The organism is Undibacterium sp. MH2W (assembly GCF_049340215.1).
GTDB lineage: Bacteria > Pseudomonadota > Gammaproteobacteria > Burkholderiales > Burkholderiaceae_D > Undibacterium.
The window spans coordinates 975,319-990,223 of sequence record NZ_JBMPPA010000001.1 but is presented as its reverse complement, the minus strand read 5'-3'; the positions used below and the strand labels follow the sequence as shown (position 1 = coordinate 990,223).

Annotated in this window: 19 protein-coding genes; 14 read left to right on the top strand and 5 right to left on the bottom strand. The window is 45.7% G+C overall.

From position 1 onward, the window contains the following. Nucleotides 1–251: 251 nt before the first annotated feature. The gene (locus ACO0K2_RS04270; RefSeq protein WP_423016024.1) at nucleotides 252–1,205 is read left to right on the top strand and encodes a LysR family transcriptional regulator; all 954 of its coding nucleotides are present in this window, start codon (nucleotides 252–254) and stop codon (nucleotides 1,203–1,205) included. 131 nt (nucleotides 1,206–1,336) lie between these two features. Here ACO0K2_RS04270 and ACO0K2_RS04265 read toward each other — a convergent pair whose 3' ends face one another. Both ACO0K2_RS04265 and ACO0K2_RS04260 read right to left on the bottom strand, forming a co-directional pair. Beyond that, nucleotides 1,337–1,753 (bottom strand): hypothetical protein, encoded by a 417-nt coding sequence (locus ACO0K2_RS04265; protein ID WP_423016022.1) that lies wholly within the window; start codon nucleotides 1,751–1,753, stop codon nucleotides 1,337–1,339. A gap of 366 nt (nucleotides 1,754–2,119) precedes the next feature. Continuing rightward, on the bottom strand, nucleotides 2,120–2,377 hold the full coding sequence (locus ACO0K2_RS04260; protein ID WP_423016020.1) for a hypothetical protein: 258 nt from the start codon (nucleotides 2,375–2,377) through the stop codon (nucleotides 2,120–2,122). A 40-nt stretch (nucleotides 2,378–2,417) separates the two neighbouring features. On the opposite strand from ACO0K2_RS04260, the gene ACO0K2_RS04255 reads away from it, so the two are divergent. From ACO0K2_RS04255 to xth, 12 genes are all read left to right on the top strand, one after another. After that, entirely contained in the window at nucleotides 2,418–2,846 is a 429-nt protein-coding gene (locus ACO0K2_RS04255; protein WP_423016019.1) for a hypothetical protein, read from the top strand. Continuing rightward, nucleotides 2,843–2,995, top strand: a complete 153-nt coding sequence (locus ACO0K2_RS04250) for a hypothetical protein (protein WP_423016017.1) — start codon at nucleotides 2,843–2,845, stop codon at nucleotides 2,993–2,995. The genes ACO0K2_RS04255 and ACO0K2_RS04250 overlap by 4 nt, the downstream gene beginning before the upstream one ends. Next, entirely contained in the window at nucleotides 2,988–3,173 is a 186-nt protein-coding gene (locus ACO0K2_RS04245) for a hypothetical protein (RefSeq protein WP_423016015.1), read from the top strand. Before ACO0K2_RS04250 ends, ACO0K2_RS04245 begins: the two co-directional genes overlap by 8 nt. A gap of 1 nt (nucleotide 3,174) precedes the next feature. After that, the gene (locus tag ACO0K2_RS04240) at nucleotides 3,175–3,360 is read left to right on the top strand and encodes a hypothetical protein (protein ID WP_423016013.1); all 186 of its coding nucleotides are present in this window, start codon (nucleotides 3,175–3,177) and stop codon (nucleotides 3,358–3,360) included. Nucleotides 3,361–3,368: 8 nt separating this feature from the next. Then, nucleotides 3,369–3,647, top strand: a complete 279-nt coding sequence (locus ACO0K2_RS04235) for a hypothetical protein (RefSeq protein WP_423016011.1) — start codon at nucleotides 3,369–3,371, stop codon at nucleotides 3,645–3,647. A 29-nt stretch (nucleotides 3,648–3,676) separates the two neighbouring features. Further along, nucleotides 3,677–5,392, top strand: a complete 1,716-nt coding sequence (locus ACO0K2_RS04230; protein ID WP_423016009.1) for a ParB/RepB/Spo0J family partition protein — start codon at nucleotides 3,677–3,679, stop codon at nucleotides 5,390–5,392. Beyond that, nucleotides 5,389–5,568, top strand: coding sequence for a helix-turn-helix transcriptional regulator (locus ACO0K2_RS04225; RefSeq protein WP_423016007.1), 180 nt, complete (start codon nucleotides 5,389–5,391; stop codon nucleotides 5,566–5,568). Before ACO0K2_RS04230 ends, ACO0K2_RS04225 begins: the two co-directional genes overlap by 4 nt. Nucleotides 5,569–5,602: 34 nt before the next feature. Then, the gene (locus ACO0K2_RS04220) at nucleotides 5,603–6,028 is read left to right on the top strand and encodes a DUF1566 domain-containing protein (protein WP_423016005.1); all 426 of its coding nucleotides are present in this window, start codon (nucleotides 5,603–5,605) and stop codon (nucleotides 6,026–6,028) included. A 57-nt stretch (nucleotides 6,029–6,085) separates the two neighbouring features. Then, the gene (locus ACO0K2_RS04215) at nucleotides 6,086–6,463 is read left to right on the top strand and encodes a DUF1566 domain-containing protein (RefSeq protein ID WP_423016003.1); all 378 of its coding nucleotides are present in this window, start codon (nucleotides 6,086–6,088) and stop codon (nucleotides 6,461–6,463) included. A gap of 52 nt (nucleotides 6,464–6,515) precedes the next feature. Continuing rightward, entirely contained in the window at nucleotides 6,516–6,911 is a 396-nt protein-coding gene (locus ACO0K2_RS04210; RefSeq protein ID WP_423016001.1) for a four helix bundle protein, read from the top strand. Nucleotides 6,912–7,176: 265 nt separating this feature from the next. Continuing rightward, nucleotides 7,177–8,295 carry an RNA-directed DNA polymerase gene (locus tag ACO0K2_RS04205; RefSeq protein ID WP_423015999.1) on the top strand — a complete coding sequence of 373 codons (1,119 nt, stop codon included), beginning with the start codon at nucleotides 7,177–7,179 and terminating at the stop codon, nucleotides 8,293–8,295. A 193-nt stretch (nucleotides 8,296–8,488) separates the two neighbouring features. After that, nucleotides 8,489–9,253 (top strand): exodeoxyribonuclease III, encoded by a 765-nt coding sequence (gene xth / locus ACO0K2_RS04200; protein ID WP_423015997.1) that lies wholly within the window; start codon nucleotides 8,489–8,491, stop codon nucleotides 9,251–9,253. A gap of 19 nt (nucleotides 9,254–9,272) precedes the next feature. On the opposite strand, the gene ACO0K2_RS04195 is transcribed toward xth, so the two are convergent. Next, nucleotides 9,273–11,153 carry a methyl-accepting chemotaxis protein gene (locus ACO0K2_RS04195; protein WP_423015995.1) on the bottom strand — a complete coding sequence of 627 codons (1,881 nt, stop codon included), beginning with the start codon at nucleotides 11,151–11,153 and terminating at the stop codon, nucleotides 9,273–9,275. Nucleotides 11,154–11,405: 252 nt separating this feature from the next. Between ACO0K2_RS04195 and ACO0K2_RS04190 the strand changes: the two genes are divergently transcribed. After that, nucleotides 11,406–11,930: a GNAT family N-acetyltransferase gene (locus tag ACO0K2_RS04190; protein ID WP_423015993.1), complete on the top strand. Its 525-nt coding sequence runs from the start codon at nucleotides 11,406–11,408 to the stop codon at nucleotides 11,928–11,930. A gap of 112 nt (nucleotides 11,931–12,042) precedes the next feature. On the opposite strand, the gene ACO0K2_RS04185 is transcribed toward ACO0K2_RS04190, so the two are convergent. Beyond that, entirely contained in the window at nucleotides 12,043–12,513 is a 471-nt protein-coding gene (locus tag ACO0K2_RS04185; protein WP_423015991.1) for a DUF1854 domain-containing protein, read from the bottom strand. After that, entirely contained in the window at nucleotides 12,510–14,771 is a 2,262-nt protein-coding gene (locus tag ACO0K2_RS04180) for an ABC transporter transmembrane domain-containing protein (protein ID WP_423015989.1), read from the bottom strand. Before ACO0K2_RS04180 ends, ACO0K2_RS04185 begins: the two co-directional genes overlap by 4 nt. Nucleotides 14,772–14,905 lie beyond the last annotated feature (134 nt).

Genomic DNA, 14,905 nt, shown 5'->3' with positions numbered 1-14,905 from the left:
CTTAGCATCAAGGCATCCTCATCTGAAATTTCTCTTTGCATCCCCATACAACGTCCTCATTCAATTAGTTGCAGCAATGTCTATACGAATCAGCAATATACTTTAAATTTTGTGAAATGCCATTGCGTAAACTGCATCTCTAGATGACGATTGCGCAACTTAAAATACAACAATTGTTAAACTTATTATTTCTCCATTTCCACATTTATTGCCTTATATCAATATTGGTACATTCAACCAGAATGTGTGAAATGATCAAATTCGATATCGATGACTTGTACCTAGTTCAGGCTTTAGATGCTAGCGTCAGCATGTCCGCTGCCGCGACAAAGCTTGGCGTCGAGGACAGTAGCGTGTCGCGCAGAGTAAAGAAAATCGAGACAATCATTGGGCTTCCAGTGATTTATCGTCGCGGGAAATTCGGACTAACGGCTGCTGGAAGAAGATTTTTGTCGATGGCAAGCACCGTTTTAAAAGAGCATGACGACTTTCAAAGAGATATTGATTTACTGAAAAAAGGTAAGAACCACCTCCGAATTGTTGGTAATTCATCTATCATGTTTTCAGACGTTCCGCAAGTATTGGAAATTTTAAGGGACCGAAATCCCAATATTTTCATCACTGTCGATAGCGGCTCAATGACTGAAATTTTAAAAAAAATTCAAGAAAATGATGCTGATGTTGGAATTGTGCCGGAAAAATCAAAGATTCACGGTATCACTTTCCACAAATATCGATTTGATCGACTGTGTATTTTCGCGCCAATCTCGCACCCATTAGCACACCAAACTAGCGCTACGCTCGCTGAGGTCGCAAAATACAAGCTGATAGGAACTCATGAAGGTAGACAGATGTCGTCTTTGCTTCTGGCTATGGCTAAAAAACAAGACTTAGTGCTGAACTACGCAATGATAGTCAGCAACTTTGACCTGCAGGCAAACATCATTGCCCACAATGACATGGCAGTAGGTATTATCTTTGAGAGCGTAGCACGACGGTTTGAGCGCGAACACTTAATCGTTGGTGACAGCTCGCAGCTATCGCAGTCAATTAAAATTGTAGCGCTGAATGAAGAATGGGCGACGCGTGACCTTTACCTTGTTACGCCCGATCCCGCGAACACGTCGCAGCTTGCAACGCAGTTTATCGGACTATTACGTGAGCGTCACCGTCGATTTAAAACGACAAGCGGGAGAAGTTCTTAGATAACAGAAACCCGCCAAAGCGGGTTGATCTATTATTTTTTTAAAATTATCGTTTTAATGTTGCTGTAAGACGCCGTTTTTTCTCTGTTTGATCGACTATCATTTTTTGATTTCAACCGGGTCTTTTAAATTCATATTTTCTTTTTTCGAAAAAAGCTCGGTAGCTTCTTTGAATTAATCACTTCCCCAGTCTCGAGATCGACAGCTTCAAATATACGGTCTGTTCGAAAGCTTCGGTCTGCGTTTCGAAGCATGCATCTCGCGGCAATTACTCCTGGATTGCCATCCTCATAGGCAAACGCATGAATTTTCCTTTCCGAGCTACTACCGTTTCCATCTTTATATTTTATTTTTAATTTCGCATTTACCTTAAATGCATTACTTGTTTTTTTCTCTTTCGCCTCCGCTTCTTCTTCTCTATTGTACTCAAAACTGGCGACTACTAAGTAGATACAAAATGCCACGAATAAATAAAATACCCATGTGTACCAGGCATTACCTTTAACGATCAGGTACAAAATTAGCGCGAGGAATGCAATTATTTTCATACTCAGACCAATCTAATTAATTAATAATAAATTAATTATCTCGCTATCTATTGTTTACATCAATATAAACAAAATGCGCATGACCCCTATCATAGCCGCACCAACTACATCTTATTCAAAATAAGCAAAGATTTAACCTCCTTAATTACTAAGGAATATATAACCACATTCATTAAATCCCGTTTATGGGTTTGTTGATATCCCATTTTTGGGATATTATTATCCCGTTATTTAACCGACGGAGCAAAAAGATGAAGCCACCTCTACAAATCGAACCTAAAAAAAATACGAGTACACCAATCGGTGCAGTTTCCATTTCAAACGACCAGGAAATAGTTTTTCTCTCTGACGAAACCCACCCTATTTCTATTGAACCACATCCGCACGCGCAACTATTACGACGACTACCTGAGGTGTGCTGTCCAACTTGTTTTGGATCTGGATTACGCGTACCGGTATCGGCTGACATGTCGTTGGATCAACTAAAAACGGACGAGTAATTACGTCGTTTTCGTGAGGTACGACTTGCGATTCGCGATTAACTCCATCTAAATATTTGATGCTTTCAGTGTCAGACGGATGTACCGCCCAACGCAAAACTGCCCCAGAAATTTCGATTTTCATTATTTCTCCTTGTAAAAAACCATTTTGCCATGGAATCAATATGAAAAGCTTTCACGAACGTCTCATCGAAGCAAATCGTCGCAGTTTTGAGTTGCGTGAGAAAGAGATCCAACGAGCTGCAGCAATAATTAAAGCTGCCGAACCGTTAATCGAAGAAATTGAACGTGCAATGTATGGCGAATTGCGCCTCGACGCACCACTTACGTATGGCGGCATCACTAATTATTCGCTACATATTAGCTTTGCACACTACCAACAAAGTGATACACGTCTTCACGACACCATGTTGCGGCTTGGTTATGTTGAAGTCGCACGCCTGGCTATTCAGTCCGGCTTATGGGACTACGTTTCATTACGAAAAAATGGTGTCACGTTTTCATTGAGTACAACGATCGGCCATGCTGCTGAGTTTAAAAAGCCGATACACATGCATCGCCGACACTCTGATCGTGTGGGAGTCCCAGCATGAATACTTTTCTCGTTACTGTTCGTACTGCCACCTGGTCATTTAGCTATACACAGATCGCTTTTCATCCGTGTGACTGTATCGATTCTGCCGTCGATAGCTTCGGTGTAGCCATTGTGACTGCTAAGCCCGTGGAGGTTTGCAATGGCTAAATTCAATTTTCTCGATCACACAAAAAAGCCAACCGAAATCAAAGAAAAGCAAACCGTTCGGATCCGAGCAACGGCTCAAGACGCTTTTTCAGGTTTACGCGGTCATGCATACATCGCTGCACGCGGACTGAATCCACCAGTCACCCGAGTGCAGGCGTCTGCACTTTCCGGAGATTGATATGCAAAGCATCGAACCTGACCGTCTCACTCTCGAAATCGCCTACAGCCGGTTGAAGATGAATAAGTCGTTTGACGATGCGATGCGCAATCCAACCTACAAAAAATTAATCGAAACACGAGCCAAAGCTTTGATGAAACACCGCGGCTTTGACTCGAAAAAAATTCAATCCAACGATAAAGACTAAGGAAAACAATGATTCACATGACTATGCCAGCTGCCCGAGCGGTGAATAAGCAACCGCAAATCGGTTCAACTACGCAAAAAATCGTCCCAGGTATGTACGTAGAGTTCGACACCGAATATGGCCCAAAAACCGGCTTCGTTACAGCCATTCGTCGTGATCTCACCAATGGTCGAGAAACGGCACTAATCGAGATTGACAATGAGCTCGATGCACACACTTACAACGTGCCACTGGATGTTTTGAAGACGTCCGAAAAATACAATTTCTTTCCTGGTCGCTTCAATTAACGACACTGACTTAAACAAGGACGGCAATCATGGCCAAGACCAAAAACACTGCAATAGCACGCGCTGACGTAACAATGATAGACCAAGGGCGATTTGAACAGATCGCAATCAGCGACATTCGTATATCAAAAACGAATCGCAAGCACTTCAATCAAGAAAAACTGTCTGAGCTGGCAGAAAGCATTAAAGATATGGGTGTTGCACAACCCATTCTTATTCGCCCTGTTACACCTACAGCAGATGAACCAGAAATCTATGAGATCGTTGCTGGCGAACGTAGATTCCGCGCATCAATCATCGCAGGCGTCGAAACGATCCCCGCTATGGTTCGAAATCTGACTGATCTGCAAGCTGCAAAAATTCAGATCCTTGAAAACTTGCAACGCGAAGATCCGCATGAACTTGAAGAAGCACTCGGCTACCAGGCATTAATGCTCAGCCACGGTTACAACGCCGACCAGCTTGCAGAAGAATTGAAGAAGTCCCGCAGCTATATCTATGCACGATTAAAACTCTGTGCATTAGCAGAGCCACTGCACAAGGATTTTCTCGACCGTAAATTCTCTGCATCTACCGCTCTCCTTGTCGCACGCATTCCAGTGCCGGAATTGCAAATTAAAGCAATGGCAGAGATTACTAAGCCAAACTGGAACGGCGATATCCCATCATTCCGCGAGACGAAAAATATTCTCCAAAGTCGCTACATGCTCGATCTCGCCAAAGCAACGTTCGATATTAAAGATGCCAAGCTTTTGGCCAGCGCTGGCAGCTGCATTAAATGTCCAAAACGCACCGGCAACCAACCAGAAATTTTTACCGATATCTCAGCAAATATCTGTACAGTTCCTGACTGCTTCAACCAAAAAGGCGCGGCATTAAATTATCGGAAAATTGACTCAGCGAACAAAAAAGGAATCCCTGTTATAGAAGGTAACGATGCCGCAAAATATGCACGCGAATACGCACGCGAAAATGGTGAGGTGACACTAGAAAATAATGGTTGGTCATTTGATCGCATCAAAGATTCAGCAAGAAATAAACGTGCAGCCGACATGATCAGTCAAAGCGATATGCCAACCCCTGTTCGAGTCTTAGTCTTACAAGACGGAAAAGTGATTGAGCTATTCAAAAGAGAAACAGTTCAGGCACTTTTAGAAAAAACTGGTCACGCATTCACTGAGGAAGAAGAAGCTGCATTGGAGCATGAAGGAAATCGTCAACCTCCAAGTGATGCGTATTTATTGAAGCAGGAACAAGATCGAGCGCTAGAACTACGCGCAGAAAAAGAAAATAAATTTCGCTATCACTTATATCGTCTCGTCCGTGAAAAAGCAACTTTCGAACTGAACTCGCCGGCTAACTTATTGCTAGTCGCTTTGGCGAAAATCCTTATTAACCAATATTCCATGCCATGTGTAGAGCTGGCTGAATATTATGAAGGTATGCCAGATTCAGAAGATGAAGCCTCAGCATACCTTGACCAAAATAAAGAAAAGGCACTTTCATTTATTCTCGATACCGTCATCGGCAATGAGATTGAAACGAACAAATGGCTTATAGACGATCCTGATTACGACACCGGCTACAAAGATCTTTCATTGGCGGCGCAAAGTCTCGGTATTGATATAGAGCAGGTACGCAAAGACTTTGAAAAGCCAGTCGATACCACGCCGTTCAAACGTCCACTCTTGACCTTGAAAAAGAAGAAGACGGAAATTGAAGTAGAAACGGCAGGTGCAGCATGAACCAATCCCAACCAATCATCTACAGAATCAACGATGCAATGCGTCAAATGGGAATTTCACGCGCAACACTTTATCGGCTTGTAAAAGCAGAAAAACTTGAACTGGTAAAAATCAGTATCAGAGCAAGCGGCATCACCTCAGAAAGCATCAACCGCCATTTAAAAATCGGCAACTAACCAAGTATCACAAACCTAACCAAAGGAAATCATCATGGCTGAAACTCTTAATCCAATTATCCTCACCCCACCTTCAATCGGCTCGTTCTGGCCGGAGCAAGGCGGCATATATGCAGGCATCATCGGCGGCAAAAACGGCGCACCGGATTATCACTTGATTCACGCACCATCTGATTTCGAATTGATCGATATTAACTGGACTAAAGCGATCGAAGCCGCAAAAAAAGAGATCAACGACTTTAACGATTGGTCTTTGCCCGACCGTCGCGAAGCACGTTTGCTTTTTATCAACTCGCAAGATAGCTTTGATACCGACGAATGGTACTGGACATCTGAGCAGGACGCCCACGACACCGACTATGCCTGGATGCAGGTTTTCTACTACGGCGGCCAGGACAGCAACCTCAAGTCGTACGAGTACCGCGCTCGCGCAGTCCGCAGATTATTAATCATTAAATAATTCAATAATTTGATAAACGACGGGCGTCAGCCCGTTTCGATTTTTTGGAGAACAACAATGAGCAAAGCACAATTTTTAGCAGAGAACCTGAAAGACGGTGAAATATACGTTGGTTTGATTCTAGGCAAAGATGGCGAACCCGATCATCACCTGGTATTGCTGCCAGCAAAACCAGAGAAAAAACTAAATTGGTCAGACGCAATCGCCTGGGCTCAATCCGCAGGCGGCGATTTGCCAACGCGTAACGAACAAGCACTCTTGTTTGCGAACAGTAATGAGCATTTCGACCGCGCATGGTATTGGTCAAATACGCAGCACGCCCACGACACCGACTATGCCTGGATGCAGCATTTCGACGACGGCCACCAGTACGGCTACCACAAGTCGGTCGAGTACCGCGCTCGCGCAGTCCGCAGATTATTAATCATTGAGTAATTTAATAATTTGACTAATGACGGGCGCAAGCCCGTTCTCATTTTTTTTCAACATGGCTATCCATAATCAATTACCGATTTACAAAGAAGCTTACGAGCTTTTGAAGTTAGCGACTAATATCACCAAAAATATGCCGAAGGATTTCAAAGCGTCTATTGGTGGGGAAATTCGCAAATTGTGTGTGCAGAGCGTTCTTTTGATTGCTCGCGCAAATGCAGCAGACAACAAAACTTCTCATCTGACAGAGTTGCTTGAACAAATTCACGCTGTGGAAATTTTATTTCGCCTGTCTAAGGACATGCGATTTATCTCAACAGGGCAATATGCGACGGCGATCTCCCTCACTGATGCAATCGGAAAACAAGCCAATGGATGGCGTAAGTCCGCAGTAGCTCCAGTGCCAGTTGCCTCGATGCCAAGGCAGCAAGGTCAGCGCACTTTAATTTAATCTGGTCATGCCGCTGGGGATTCATTAACTCCCACCGCCACGCGTAAAACAGAAACTACCCGCGAATGCAGGCAAGTCTGACGCAGTTATTTTATTGATCGGCTAACGCCTTCAATCAAACGACGTAGATAGCATGAATAAACGCAGAACGCCCACAACACCGACTATGCCTGGATGCAGAATTTCAACAACGGCAACCAGAACAACAACCACAAGTCGAACGAGTACCGCGCTCGCGCAGTCCGCAGATCAAATGGAAACTCCAATGAGCCATGTTGAACCTTCTTTTTATGAACTAACGAAAGCCTATTTTGACTGTCGAAAAAATAAACGGAATACCCCAAGCGCCCTCGCTTTTGAACAAAATCTTGAACGAAATCTCATCAAACTTCATGAGGAGCTTGTAGACGGCAGTTATGCACCAGGTAAGTCAATTTGCTTCGTTGTGACGCGCCCAAAAGCCAGGGAAGTGTGGGCCGCAGATTTTCGAGACCGCATCGTACATCATCTTCTTTACAATAAAATCGCACCTCGCTTTTACGCTGGTTTTATTGCGGATAGTTGCGCATGCATACCAGGACGAGGAACGCTTTATGCAGCCAACCGGCTCACTGCCAAAATACGCAGCGCTTCCCAAAACTGGTCAAAGCCAACCTACTATTTAAAGTGCGATCTGGCTAACTTCTTCGTTAGCATCGATAAAAATGTTCTGCAAAAACAACTAGAAAAGCGAGTTACTGAACCATTCTGGTCAGAGTTGATACATACAATCCTTTGGCATGACCCACGCCTCAATGTCGAAATACGAGGAGAAAAAGAGTTACTTGCGAAAGTCCCTCAGCACAAACGCCTGACCGAACAACCCTCACACCTTGGCCTGCCCATTGGCAATCTATCCAGCCAGTTCTTTGCGAACGTTTACTTAAATGCGCTAGATCAGCACATCAAACATAAGGTCGGCGCGAAGCATTACATTCGCTATGTCGATGACTTCATCTTGCTGCATGATTCCGCTGAATGGCTAAACGCAGCATTAACAGAAATTAGCTCCTGGCTGCCAATGACCCTAGGCGCAAAGCTGAACACAAGCAAGACGATACTCCAGCCGGTTTCCCGCGGCGTTGACTTCGTCGGTCACGTCATTAAGCCATGGTACACAGTCACACGAAAAAGAACAGTCTCTGAGGCCTTGTCGCGTATTGAAAAAATTCCGGATAAGGATCTACTCGCTACCGCAAATAGCTACTTTGGATTACTAGGCCAATCAAACAGCAGTCACCATCATCGAGCACTATTAGCAAGAAGAGTTCTTAAACTTGGCTACCCTGTGAACAAAGATTTAAAGAAGGCATACAAAAAACTCAAGAAAGATGACCAAGAATAAAAGACGCTTTGGCGTCTTTTTTTCTTTTCTGATCAAAAATAAGTTAAATGCGTACAAGCCGTATAATAGAAGAATGCAACAACGCCTAAAACGAAACTCCCATTTCAATATTTGTAGCCAGATTTGTAGCTAGAATAAATAAAAATACAAATTTCAAATAAATAATCAATTAAATCAATAACTTATATTTTTTATGAAAATAACTACCTGGAACGTCAACTCGTTAAAAGTACGTTTACCGCAAGTACTTCAATGGCTGGAGACTAATCCGGTGGATGTGTTGTGTATTCAAGAAACGAAATTGACCGATGATAAATTTCCGCAAGCAGAGATTGAGGCGGCGGGATATCACGTTGTGTTTACAGGTCAAAAAACGTACAACGGCGTCGCGATTTTGTCGAAGCATCCGATTGCGGATGTGCAGAAAAATAATCCGCAATTTGAAGATGAGCAGCAGCGAATTATTGCGGCGACGATTAACGGTATGCGGATTATTTGTGCTTACGTACCGAATGGACAAGCGCCGGATTCCGATAAGTTTCAATACAAACTGCAATGGCTTGCGTCATTAAAAAACTGGGTTCAAGAAGAGCTGCAACATTATCCAGAACTTGCTATTTTGGGTGATTACAATATCGCGCCGGAGGATAGAGATGTTCATGATCCAGCTGCTTGGGTGGGAATGAATTTGGTGTCGCCAGAAGAGCGTGCGGCGTTGCAAGCCTTATTGGATTTGGGATTGACGGATAGCTTCCGTTTATTTGAGCAAGCAGAAAAATCGTTTAGTTGGTGGGATTATCGTGCGCTTGGTTTTCGATTAAACAAAGGTGTGCGGATTGACCATATTCTGCTTTCTGCACCGCTGACAAAACGCTGCACGGCATGTGCGATCGACAAGGTGCCACGTAAGTGGGAGCAGCCATCGGATCATGCGCCGGTGACTGCTACCCTCGACTAATTCTTACACACTGCTAGGCTTATTCGTCGTAAGTAAGTCCTGGCGCGGATGATGCGCGATGCGTTGTCGCTTTGCTGGCAGGAGCGATGCGCGGCGCAGAGTGTGTTTGCTCCATACGGAAAGCAGACATAGCCGTTTTCAGGAAGTTGGCCTGTTCTTCTAACGATCCTGCCGCGGCGGCAGCTTGTTCAACGAGCGCCGCATTTTGTTGTGTCGCTTCGTCCATGTGCGCCAACGCGACATTCACTTGTTGGATGCCATCGCTTTGTTCGGCAGAAGCAGAAGTGATTTCGTTAATGATGGAAGCGACCTGATCTACAGCAGCAACAATACGTGTCATTGCCGCACCTGCCTTATCAACTAACTCTGAACCTTCATTGACTTTCATCACGGAGTCTTCGATCAGGCTCTTGATCTCTTGTGCCGCGGCCGCGCTACGTTGGGCAAGCGTACGGACTTCACTCGCCACCACGGCAAACCCACGTCCCTGCTCGCCTGCACGCGCTGCTTCAACGGCGGCATTCAGCGCCAGAATATTGGTCTGAAAAGCGATGCCTTCGATGACGCTGATGATGTCGACGATTTTGCGCGAGCTATCAGAAATTCCCTGCATTGTCGTCACTACTTTATTCACCACTTCACCGCCTTGCGTTGCTACGTCGGAAGCATTTAAGGCCATTTTGTTGGCCTCACGGGCGTTTTCAGCATTGTTTTTGACGGCATCGGTAAGCTCTTCCATGCTTGCTGACGTTTGCTCCAGCGACGATGCCTGTTGTTCGGTACGTCCCGACAAATCCATATTGCCGGTAGCAATCTCGCTGGCACCAAGTGTGATGGAGTCTGTTGCCTTGCGAACGTCGGCGACCATGACGCGTAACTGTTCGAGGAAGCGATTAAACGCTTGCGCTGTCTGTGCCACTTCATCCTCACCATCAACATCAATCTGACGGCTCAAATCGCCACCACCAGCAGCAATGTCTGACATCGCATCGCGAACACGTTGCAAGCCGGAGAGCATATGACCGACTAACCACGTCGAGGTAGGAACAATCACGAGCAGCAAGACCACCATCACGATCGCTGACATCAACAGCAACTGATCCAAAGACGCCAAGGCTTTATTTTTATCTACGACCAGTGCGAGAAACATATCGGACCCAGTCACTTGCTGCAAGAACAAAAAGCTTTTCTTGCCATCGATGACTGTTTCAACGGGGTCGGTATTTTTTGCGAGGGTTGATAAATTATCTAACGCCAACTCTGGCGCGATTTCTTTGGCTGGCTTGAGCACTTTAGCTTGATCTGCATGCGCTAATACCTGACCCGATTTATCCAAGAGGAAGGCATACCCATCGCCGGGCAGTTTGACATTCAGAATTTGCTCAACAATTTTTGTTAAGAAAACATCAGCTGCAACGACGCCTGCTTCGCCACCTTTGACAGGCGCTGCAAACGAAATCATTAAGCCCGGCGGATTAACGCCCATGTAAGCCGAAGTGACGATGGGCTTTTTCGCTTCCATCGCCGCTTTGTACCACGGTCTGATCGTCGGATCGTAGCCCGCAGGAGGAGGACTTGGTGGGTTATTGGTAAAGGTTTTATCTGGCTGACCGAGGTAGACGCTAAGGAAATTACCACCTTTTCGGATCATGACGAGGCTGGCTTCGAGATCATTGCCATTCCCTACCGCCTGAGACAAACTATCAACCAAGGAGGTATTGATCTGGATCCAGTTGCTGAGCACCGTGTTGTAGCTCGTGGCGACGCTTCGAATCTCGCTATCGAGATCATTGACAATCTGTGAGCGCATACGCAGGTAACTGCCGATTGTCAAAAAGACCGTACAAACCGTCACCAGCAATGCGATTACAAAAATCAGGCGTCCTTTTAGTGATTTCATCACATCTCCTTTTTATCGTGCTAAAAACATCGATGCGAGCCACGTATAAGCGAGGTCCACAAAGAATGAAAGCGACCGTCAATGAGCCTTAGTCTTGACGTTTTATCTTACGCTCGAATAGAACTTAACTTTAATTTTTTTTCCAGCTTCATCCTCTTTTATAATGAATGACGGTACCAGTGGGCGCAGACGTTTTTTTGCAAACGTGCGCCAACTATGGCTCTCAAGGCAATTACGATAAAAAAGACGACTATGATGATCATCGCCAATACGCCAAGACTAACGTTGCGTTTAGTTAACATCCATGATGCAGAATTCATCTTTGAGCTACTCAATGATCCGAGCTGGATTAAGCATATCGGGGATCGGGGTATTACCGATCTAGAGCGGGCAAGGACATGGATTAACGATGGACCACTGAAATCACAGTCAACCCACGGCTTTAGTTTTTACGTTGTCACTTTAAAAGAAAGCGGCGTACAGATCGGCCTTTGTGGACTGGTTAAACGTGAGGTGCTACCGAATGTCGATATTGGCTACGCTTTCCTGCCCCGCTATTGGGGACAGGGCTACGCTGAAGAAGCTGCCATCGCGATCGTCCATTATGCCCACGCACAACTTGGGATCGATAAATTAGCGGCGATTACGTCCCCTGAGAATGCCAGTTCAAACAAGCTATTGAAGAAACTGGGGTTTGATTTCGAGGACGAGGTAATGTTGATGCTGTCGGGAGAGGAAAAACGCTGTAACTTGTACGGCTATGCGATGAGAGAATAGTCCGGCAACATCGTTGCTTATGCTAGTGCTGGTGTTAGTACGAGTACTATTTAACCTCAAATGCAATCAGGATACTGGCGACGCACCAGTATCCATCACTTCACTACTTCAATTATAAAAAGCGGTCCAAAATCTTGCGGCTATGTCGGTCGATGTCGAATATATCGCGGATCAAAAACTGTATGCCGTGGTTATCAGTCACAAGCAATGAAGTTGCCCCGATACGGCGGATATCTTCATCGCCTCGAAGTACAAATTCTGTTTCCCCGCGGTCAGTGCTGACAAACCAAGTGCAAGGGAGTGCGAAGCTACTCACGTTGTTAATGCGCTGAATTTCAGGCATAAATTCTCGCCCTTCCAACTCTTCCAGAACGAGTTGGCGGGTGCCGTCCGACAAATCAGTCAAGCGATCGATCCAAGCGACTTCACGACCATCGGTGAGGACCATGGAGATCCCCTCCAAGGGTGATTGAATAGGAAACGCTCTGACAGGCATCACGTCTTCAAAAATCTCGTTTGCATCATTGGTCAACACCAATTTACCAAACGAGTTGCGTTGCAATTCAAACTTGGTGGTACTCATTCTTGTTCCTCAACTAAGGCTGCATTACGTGCTTGTGCTTGGTACAACTGATAGTAAGCGCCCTGCTTCTCCATTAATTCGTCGTGTCCGCCTACTTCAACGATTTGTCCGCGATCAAGAACAACCAAGCGATCTGCCTTATGCAAAGTGGACAAACGGTGCGCAATCGCAATCGTGGTGCGGCCTTTGACCAGATTATCCAACGCCTTTTGAATTTCTTTTTCTGTTTGAGAATCCACCGACGATGTCGCCTCATCCATAATCAAAATACGTGGGTCGATCAACAAAGCACGCGCGATGGAAATACGCTGGCGTTCTCCGCCAGACAAGCCTTGACCGCGTTCGCCCACCATGGAATCGTAGCCCTGCGGCAGACGCAAGATAAATTCATGGGCATGGGCAGCCCGCGCTGCAGCAATGATCTCGTCACGGGTAGCATCAGGACGACCATAGGCGATGTTCTCAGCGATGGTTCCGAAGAACAAGAATGGCTCTTGCAAGACAAGACCAATGTTACGGCGATAATCAGACACCGCAAATGAGCGAATATCCACACCGTCGAGCAGAATCGCGCCTTCAGAAACGTCGTAGAAACGGCAAATCAGGTTGACCAGCGTACTTTTGCCCGAGCCGCTATGCCCCACTAAGCCAATCATTTCACCAGGTTTAATATCAAGCGAAATACCACGATTAACAGCGCGGTTGCCATAACGGAAGCCCACTTCACGCAGCTCAATTTGACCTTTTACTTCGTTAATCTTTACTGGCGTTTGTGGATCAGGCACGCTTGAAACATGGTCGAGAATATCGAAAATACGTTTCGCTGCTGACGCTGACTTTTGTGTCACTGAAACGATGCGACTCATGGAATCAATACGGCCATAAAAGCTACCAATGAAAGAAACTGCGGCAACAAGCGCACCGACCGTAATTTCATCATGAGCGACCTGCCAGATACCGAACGCCCACACAACCAAAATACCGATGTCTGTCAAAAATGACACGGTTGGTGAAAACAACGACCAAACCTTGTTCAACTTATCGTTCACTGCCAAGTTATGCTTATTGGCTTCACGGAAACGACTCGCCTCCCGTGCCTCTTGTGCAAATGCTTTGACGACCCGAATACCTGGGATCGTATCCGACAACACGTTCGTCACTTCGCCCCAGACGCGGTCAATTTTTTCAAAACCAGTCCGTAATTTATCGCGTACTAAATGGATCATCCATGCAATAAACGGTAAAGGCAAAATGGTGACGAAAGCCAACTTGGTGTTGATTTCAAGCAAGAAAGCGGCGGTCATCAAAAACATCAACACGTCCGTCGCAAAATCAAGCAAATGCAGCGACAAGTAGACGCAAATACGATCACTTTCACTACCAATACGCGACATCAAATCACCGGTGCGTTTACCGCCGAAATATTCCAGCGATAACTTCAACAAGTGTTCGTAGGTTGCAGTACGTAAATCCGCACCAATTCTCTCTGAAACGAGCGCGAGAATGTAGGTTTTACCCCAACTCAATAACCACGCGACCAATGCGGAACCGAGCAAACCACCGATATAAATAACGACGAGCTTAGGATCGACGTCTTTGTGATTTTGATAAGGAATCAGCACTTCATCCGTCAACGGCTTCGTTAAATAGCGCGGAATCATATGTGCCGCTGTGCCCAGCAACATCAACGTAAAGCCCAAAAATAGCTGCACGCGGTAAGGATGAGCGAAACGCCACAAGCGGAATAGTGTCCAGGTTGACGGCGGAGTATGAATAACCTTGGTGCACACTGGACACTCTTCTTCATCCGGCTCCAAGACCGCTTTGCAACTCGGGCAAATATTTTGTTCAACTTCAACGACCGGCAATCCAGAGATATGGCTTTGGAGTTGCTTGTTAAATTGATCCATTAAACGAATGGCCAATAAATTCTGGCCAAGCGTAAAGCGCCACTTCGCCAACAAGCCTTGCTCATCAGTCAACTGCAAATAACCTACGCCAGCATGATCATGGTGACTGAGCTGCAAACCTTGCCTATATGACCATCTTTTCCACTCAGACTCTCCGGCGGCTTGCGACAGGATCCCCTTGTCAGTAACAACAATGAGCCCCTTAACGAAACGAAGTTTGTGATCGAGGTCAACCTCAAAGGCACTTAAAACGTTTTCGCCTTCGGCGAACTGCTGCGACAGCGCATTTCGCCACCTTACTGGAAGGGACGCAATGGTTGATTCAGAACTGATTTGTGGTGTGGTCATCGTGCTGCGAACTCCGGCGGTAGAGCTTGTCCCGTATCAAATCAGGACATTTTTTTGAAAAAAAGAGATAACTTGCCTCTCGTTATAGGCTCAAGGCGTATCACGGAGGGGGCAATTTACGGTATTCTATCGAA

Coding starts and splice junctions, on each gene's coding strand:
- ACO0K2_RS04260 (WP_423016020.1), bottom strand. CDS start 2,377: ATGAAAATCGAAATTTCTGGGGCAGTTTTGCGTTGGGCGGTACATCCG.
- ACO0K2_RS04225 (WP_423016007.1), top strand. CDS start 5,389: ATGAACCAATCCCAACCAATCATCTACAGAATCAACGATGCAATGCGT.
- xth (WP_423015997.1), top strand. CDS start 8,489: ATGAAAATAACTACCTGGAACGTCAACTCGTTAAAAGTACGTTTACCG.
- ACO0K2_RS04180 (WP_423015989.1), bottom strand. CDS start 14,771: ATGACCACACCACAAATCAGTTCTGAATCAACCATTGCGTCCCTTCCA.
- ACO0K2_RS04190 (WP_423015993.1), top strand. CDS start 11,406: ATGATGATCATCGCCAATACGCCAAGACTAACGTTGCGTTTAGTTAAC.
- ACO0K2_RS04210 (WP_423016001.1), top strand. CDS start 6,516: ATGGCTATCCATAATCAATTACCGATTTACAAAGAAGCTTACGAGCTT.
- ACO0K2_RS04205 (WP_423015999.1), top strand. CDS start 7,177: ATGAGCCATGTTGAACCTTCTTTTTATGAACTAACGAAAGCCTATTTT.
- ACO0K2_RS04195 (WP_423015995.1), bottom strand. CDS start 11,153: ATGAAATCACTAAAAGGACGCCTGATTTTTGTAATCGCATTGCTGGTG.
- ACO0K2_RS04250 (WP_423016017.1), top strand. CDS start 2,843: ATGAATACTTTTCTCGTTACTGTTCGTACTGCCACCTGGTCATTTAGC.
- ACO0K2_RS04185 (WP_423015991.1), bottom strand. CDS start 12,513: ATGAGTACCACCAAGTTTGAATTGCAACGCAACTCGTTTGGTAAATTG.
- ACO0K2_RS04240 (WP_423016013.1), top strand. CDS start 3,175: ATGCAAAGCATCGAACCTGACCGTCTCACTCTCGAAATCGCCTACAGC.
- ACO0K2_RS04265 (WP_423016022.1), bottom strand. CDS start 1,753: ATGAAAATAATTGCATTCCTCGCGCTAATTTTGTACCTGATCGTTAAA.
- ACO0K2_RS04270 (WP_423016024.1), top strand. CDS start 252: ATGATCAAATTCGATATCGATGACTTGTACCTAGTTCAGGCTTTAGAT.
- ACO0K2_RS04245 (WP_423016015.1), top strand. CDS start 2,988: ATGGCTAAATTCAATTTTCTCGATCACACAAAAAAGCCAACCGAAATC.
- ACO0K2_RS04255 (WP_423016019.1), top strand. CDS start 2,418: ATGAAAAGCTTTCACGAACGTCTCATCGAAGCAAATCGTCGCAGTTTT.
- ACO0K2_RS04215 (WP_423016003.1), top strand. CDS start 6,086: ATGAGCAAAGCACAATTTTTAGCAGAGAACCTGAAAGACGGTGAAATA.
- ACO0K2_RS04230 (WP_423016009.1), top strand. CDS start 3,677: ATGGCCAAGACCAAAAACACTGCAATAGCACGCGCTGACGTAACAATG.
- ACO0K2_RS04220 (WP_423016005.1), top strand. CDS start 5,603: ATGGCTGAAACTCTTAATCCAATTATCCTCACCCCACCTTCAATCGGC.
- ACO0K2_RS04235 (WP_423016011.1), top strand. CDS start 3,369: ATGATTCACATGACTATGCCAGCTGCCCGAGCGGTGAATAAGCAACCG.